Genomic DNA, 5,821 nt, shown 5'->3' with positions numbered 1-5,821 from the left:
CGGGGCTTGTTTTATAACCGACCCCCCAAAAAGACCCGGCGCCGGCCGCGGCCCCGGGGGGGGCCACGGTGCCGGTGACCGTGATGGCGAGGAAGATGAGCCCAAAGCGGAGCGCTGCGGTGATCGAGAAGGGAGAGGGCAGTTCGATCGGGACGTCGCTGCTCTTCTCCTCGTCGGGACGCTGCCCGATCACGGCGAACGCCACGGAGGGGAGGAACAGGAGCGCGAAGGAAGCCGCGGCAGCGATGAGTGCACGGGGGGCGAGGAGGCCCAGGACCACGGCATTGCGCACCAGAGTGCCGGCGGTGGCGAGGAGCACGCCCTGATAGACGACGTTGCCGAGGCCGTGCTTCGCGCGTCGGTGGAGCGTGGCCAGCTCCACGACCGCAATGCTGCTGTTCACCAACCCTCCAAGGAAGCCGGAGACCCGCACGCCCCGCGTGCCGTACATCTTCAGCAGGATGTAGTTCGCGAATCCAAGCCCGGCGATCAGGATGACTGTCGCCCACGAGTCGCGAGGCGAGATCAGGCCCCAGGGGTCGACGGCCTCCTCAGGCAGGGCGGGGTAGATGACGAAGGCCAGCATCGCCAGCAGGATTGCCGAGCGCAGCTCCTGCACACTCAGCCCGCCGGTGAACCCGGCCAGCGGCTCCTTCCAGGCCAGCAGTCCGGCAGTGACAACCGCCACGGCGGTTGGGGTGAGCGTGTGTCCCAGTCCTGCCAGGACGCCCGCGAAGCCGATCACCAGGAGCGCGGCGGAGGTGGTCAATTCGAGGTCGCGGCCGAAGCGGATCGCGCGCACGCTGATCAGGATCACGAGGATGCCGAGCAGGCCGAGCGCGGTCAGGGCGTATGGCGGGCCGAGTAGTGCTCCGAGGCAGCCGAGGAGGGCACCGAAGCCGAACGTGCGCAGGCCGGCCTCCTTGCCGCGCCACTCCCGCTCCATGCCGACGAAGAGCCCGATGGCGAGGGCCAGAGCGAGACGCTGGAGCGTCGGCAGGTAGGGCCAGAAGTCGGACTGCATCACCGGACCTCGGTCGGTTGCACTTCCTCGCTGCTTCCAACTGAGAGAGCTGCTGGTTCCTCGCTCGCGTCAGGAGCGCTCTCGCCGGCCTCGGCGGCCTGGAGGTCCTTGATCGAACCCCGCGGGAAGCCCACCAGCACGACGAGGAACGCGACTATGGCGATGATCAGGACACCGAGGTAGACGAAGACGAGCGCGTCGGCCAGGGCGGTGCGCATGGTCTCGAGCACGGCGGGTTGGAGGGTCGACCGGACGGCCGGGTCGAGTAGGGCGTTGACGTCGCGGGCGGATTCGGGCAGCCCGGCAAGGCGCGGGGCCATGCTGGCGCTGAGCACGGTTCCGAGCGCGGCGACGCCGATCGCGCCGCCGATAGTGCGGGAGAAGGTGATGGACGCGGTGGCGATGCCCCGCTCGGCCCACCCGACCGCGTTCTGCGCCGCGATGATGAAGGCGGTGGCGCTCAGGCCCATGCCGATCCCGAACGTGCCTGCGGCGGCCACGGCGAGCCAGAGCGAATCACCGTGCGGGACAAACTGAACGACGATCGAGGCCAGCACGATCGCCGTGAGCCCGGCAACGACCGCGGTGCGGTACCCGAACCGCAGGATGATCCGGCCCGAGAGGATCGATGCCAGCGACCAGCCGATCGAATTGGGGGCCACGACCATGCCGGCGGTGACGGCGGTGCCAAGGAGCACGCCCTGGACGTAGAGCGGGAGGTACGACGTTACCCCGAACATGGCCCCGCCGACCAGGATGCCGGCCAGGAAGGCAGCGCCGATGACGCGGGTACGGAACAGGTGGAGCGGCAGGATCGGCTCGGCGGCCCGCTGCTCAGTGCGGACGAAGAGGGCCAGCAGGATGACCGCCAGCGCCAGCGACCCGGCCACCAGCGGATCGCTCCAGGCACGGCCCTCACCGACCTCCAGCAGGGCAATGAGCAGGGCGGTGATGCCGAGGGTCAGAGTGACGGTCCCGGCGTAGTCGACCGCGTGGCGCTTGCGCTCCACTCGCTCGTTCAGGAAGAACCAGAAGAGGGTCATCGAGGCGATGCCGAAGGGGAGGTTGATGTAGAAGACCCAGCGCCAATCGACGTAGTCCACGATGAAGCCGCCGATGGTCGGCCCGGCGACGGCGGAGGAGCCCCAGACGGCGCTGAAGAGGCCCTGCATCCGGGCGCGCTCCTCGACATTGAAGAGGTCGCCGACGATGGTGAGGGTGACCGGGATGATGCCGCCGGCACCGAAACCCTGGAGCGCGCGGAAGGCGACCAGTTGCGGCATGCTCTGCGCCGCACCGCAGAGCATGGAGCCGAGCAAGAAGAGGCCCGCGGCGGCCATGAAGAGCGGTTTGCGGCCATAGAGATCGGCCAGCCGGCCGTAGAGTGGGACGGTGGTGGTCGAGGTTAGGAGATAGGCGGAGAAGACCCAGGAGTAGAGAGACATCCCGCCCAGTTGCCCGATCACGGTCGGCATGGCTGTGCCGACGATGCTCGTATCCAGCGCGGCAAGGAAGGTCCCCAGCATGACCGCTGCGACCACGACGCGCCGGTTGGTCTGCCGCATACGCTCGTCCGCTCTCATACGCACCGGCCGCTTGGCGCGGCCGGTTTCTACCACGTCATATCGATATCGTACCACGGTCACACGGGATGGCCGTGAGGCGGCGAGCTACCGCGTAGCGGCGCGGGCGCGCTTCCGGGCGCGCTCCACTTGCTGGGCTGTATCCTCTTCGCTGGGACGCAGCAGGCGGTAGAAGAGGCTGAGCAGGATGAACGTCGGTGGCCACTGGCCGACAAAGATCGCCGCCGTCCGCTTGCCGAACAAGAAGAGGATCGCGGAGATCAGGAGCGAGACGATGGCTGCCGTCCAGTAGAACCGGATCGGCACTTCCTCCATCGTCGCCATCATGCTGGTCGTCTGCTGCTGCTTCGCTTTGCCACGGCCGAACATGCGTTGTCCCTCCCATCGTGGTTCCGGGGTGAGTTGATCGACGGTCGCTGGTCCGCACGTTCCGTACCAGTTGCGGGAGGTTGCCTTTCGGTCTGGACAGGTTGTCAGGGGCGCGTCGTGCTGCCGGGCTCGCTGCCGCGGCTGGGGGCCGCGGAGGCGTGATCGGCGGACGTGTCGAGGTGGCGAATCATCGCCAGCGCCACGTCGACCGCGCGTGCGACCGTGCGGATGTCCACGCGCTCGGGGGTGTCGGAGGTCTGGTGCCAGTTCGGGATGAGCCCCTGGACGTCGGCAGCGAAAAGCCCGATCGCCGGGTAGCCGTGGAGGAGCACGACGGACTGATCGGTCGCGGGCAGCCGGTGCGTCTGGGGCCGCAGCCCCCACTCGGGATGGTCCCGCGCGACCTCTCCGGCGATGCGCAGGAGCATCGGCGAGGAGCGACGCAGCAGCAGGAGCCCCTCACCCCGGGTGAAGCGCACGGCCCCTGCGCCGACCGAATCCAGGGAGATGAAAAAGGTGTGGTCGGGGTCGAAGCGATTGTCGCGGAGGAACTGACGCATCCCGGCGCTGCCCGCCTCGGCTCCCGCCGTGAAGAGGAGCCAGACCTCGAGCTCGCGCGGCGGCTTGTGTCGCAGTGCCTCCGCAATGCCGAGCAGCGCCGCCACGCCGGAGGCATCGTCGTTGGCCCCGGCCACCGGCACCCCACGGAGTTCGCGCTGCAGCACGAGCACGGTGGCCCCGAGCAGGACGACCAGCGGCACCAGCGAGACATACCACAGGATCCGCGACGGAGTGGCGAGCGCCACGGCTTGCAACACCGGGAGCAGGACCATCGCTGCCGCCGTCGTCACGGTCAGCAGGCGGAGTTGCGAGACGATCGGCTGCTGGGAGAGCCACCCGGACCGGGCCGTGTCGAGGTGCGCGGTGATCACGACGCGCCGCGGCTGGTCAGACTCTCCGGCCGGCAGCCCGCGTCCCGGCACGATCAGCCCGAGCACATTGTGGCTGGTGCGCGTCGCCGCCAGGCGGGAGAGGGCAGGCCGCCCGGTCACTTCGAGCGCGGCCAGCACCAACGCCGCGAAGCTTACGACCAGGGCGAGAACCTCGGACACGAGCGCCAGGGGCACGCTCACCGCCGCGACGACAAAGAGCGTCGCGTAAACGAGGTTGAAGCCGCGCGGAACCCGTACCGGCAGGAGTGTCGAGGCGACGCCAAGCTGCTGAAGGCGCTCGATGACGTAGCCGGCGGCTCGCCGTTCGTAGGGGCTGCCGGGTGGGCGCGGGCCGATCCTCGTTGCGAGTGTGGCGATGTCGTTCGGGTCGACGGCCACCGGGCGTCTCCCTTCGGGTACGCACTGTCCTCGGGCAGCCTGGCCGCGCCAGTGCCCCTCATTGGTTCGTTCGTACGCCCCTTTTCCCTATCTCAGCACGGCGCGTCGCGCGCGTCAAGCCCACGGCGGGGGGTGTTCGTACAGACTCCTCGATCCCCTGGTGGCGCCTCAGCCGCCGGGTGGAGGGAGTTGATCGATCCACGGGTAGGAGAAGGTGTCTTGGAACAGCGGGCGCAGGTCCACCGGACTGTGCAGTTGCCACGCCAGGAGCACGTCCCACGGCGTGACGATAGCGAACCGGAAGCGCTCGTAGAGCTCGCGCATCGCTGCCCAGAAGGCGTCCGGTCCCATCTGCTCGTACACCGTCTGGTAGAAAGCCTGCCCCTGGCGATAGACCGAGTCGTAACCGGGAATGCCGGGCCCGGACGGCAATTCGTAATCGGTGCTGTCGAGCGGGAAGGGGTACCCGCCCGCGGGCGGAGACGGCTTCTCCTCGAAATCGGATGCAATGCCGCCTTCGAGGAACTGGGCACCACCCTCATCGATCCACGGATCCTGCTGTGGGCGGGTGCCGATGATCCCGTAGAGCCACTGATGCGCCGTCTCGTGGTAGGTCAGCCGGTCCAGCCAGTTGACGCGCAGGTTCAGGTACACCAGCATCGGGAACTCGATCCCGCCGTGGAGCGTCGGCCCTGCCTCGGCCAGCCGGAACACCGGGTATGGGTACGGGCCGAACAGCTCCGAGAGCCGGTCGAGCGTCAGCACGGCCGCCGAGAGCGCCGTCTGCCGGGTCTCGTCGGGCGTGCCGGGCAGACTGTACAGCTCGACACGCACGCCCCCAGCCGTCGTCGCCGTGTCGACCTGCAAGTTGGGGGCGGTGATCATCGCGAAGTCACGCACGTTCTCGGCCCGGAGGTGGTACCGCACAGCGCCGTCCGCCAGCGGCTCCCGAACGACCTCCTCCCCGGTATGTGCCAGGACGTAGCCGGGCGGGATGGGGATGGAGACATCGAACCGGGCGGTGCGGGTATACGCCGGGTCGGCCGTGCTGGGGTAGGGGTGGTCGTCGGAGAGGATCGGGAACCAGTAGCCCAGGCGGACGATGTCGCCGTCGAGACCGGTGCCGTACCAGTCCTCCGGCACCTGGCGCAGGTTGAGGGTGAAGCGGAAGCCGACCGTCCCCGTCTCGCCCGGTGGTGGCGGGATCGTAAGGGTGAATCCGCCATTGCGCACGTCCGGCGTGACCGGCTGGTCGTCGAGCGTCGCGCCGTCGAGTTGGAAGTATCCCGCCTCGGCCGGGGTCACGGTGAAGTGCAGTTCGGGCAGTGGGCCGCTGCGGCTCCGGAGGGTGACGCGCTCGACGACCTCCAGGTGGCCGGTGCCGGGATCGAAGGTGGTGACGTCGAGGTCGTAGTGGGCGTCGACGTCCGGCAACTCCACCTGCTGGTCAGGCGGGCGTGCCAGGGTCGGTGGCGGGGTCGGTGCGGACACGGGTGTTGGAGTGGGGATTGCGG

At 68.9% G+C, this 5,821-nt stretch carries 5 protein-coding genes; all 5 read right to left on the bottom strand.

From position 1 onward, the window contains the following. Nucleotides 1-1,024: DUF4010 domain-containing protein (locus IRZ30_RS14990; RefSeq protein WP_294086291.1), on the bottom strand; the 1,024-nt coding region annotated here is incomplete at its 3' end. Beyond that, nucleotides 1,024-2,589: an MDR family MFS transporter gene (locus IRZ30_RS14985; protein ID WP_294086290.1), complete on the bottom strand. Its 1,566-nt coding sequence runs from the start codon at nucleotides 2,587-2,589 to the stop codon at nucleotides 1,024-1,026. The genes IRZ30_RS14985 and IRZ30_RS14990, both read right to left, overlap by 1 nt. 105 nt (nucleotides 2,590-2,694) lie before the next feature. Beyond that, the gene (locus tag IRZ30_RS14980; RefSeq protein WP_294086289.1) at nucleotides 2,695-2,976 is read right to left on the bottom strand and encodes a hypothetical protein; all 282 of its coding nucleotides are present in this window, start codon (nucleotides 2,974-2,976) and stop codon (nucleotides 2,695-2,697) included. Between the two features lie 104 nt (nucleotides 2,977-3,080). Continuing rightward, complete coding sequence (locus tag IRZ30_RS14975) at nucleotides 3,081-4,307, bottom strand: M28 family peptidase (protein WP_294086288.1); 1,227 nt, start codon at nucleotides 4,305-4,307, stop codon at nucleotides 3,081-3,083. Nucleotides 4,308-4,475: 168 nt separating this feature from the next. Beyond that, on the bottom strand, nucleotides 4,476-5,821 hold a 1,346-nt coding region (locus IRZ30_RS14970; RefSeq protein ID WP_294086287.1), incomplete at its 5' end, for a M1 family metallopeptidase.

It is taken from the genome of Sphaerobacter sp., assembly GCF_019683595.1.
Taxonomy (GTDB): domain Bacteria; phylum Chloroflexota; class Chloroflexia; order Thermomicrobiales; family Thermomicrobiaceae; genus Sphaerobacter.
This window is presented reverse-complemented; position numbering and strand designations above follow the sequence as displayed.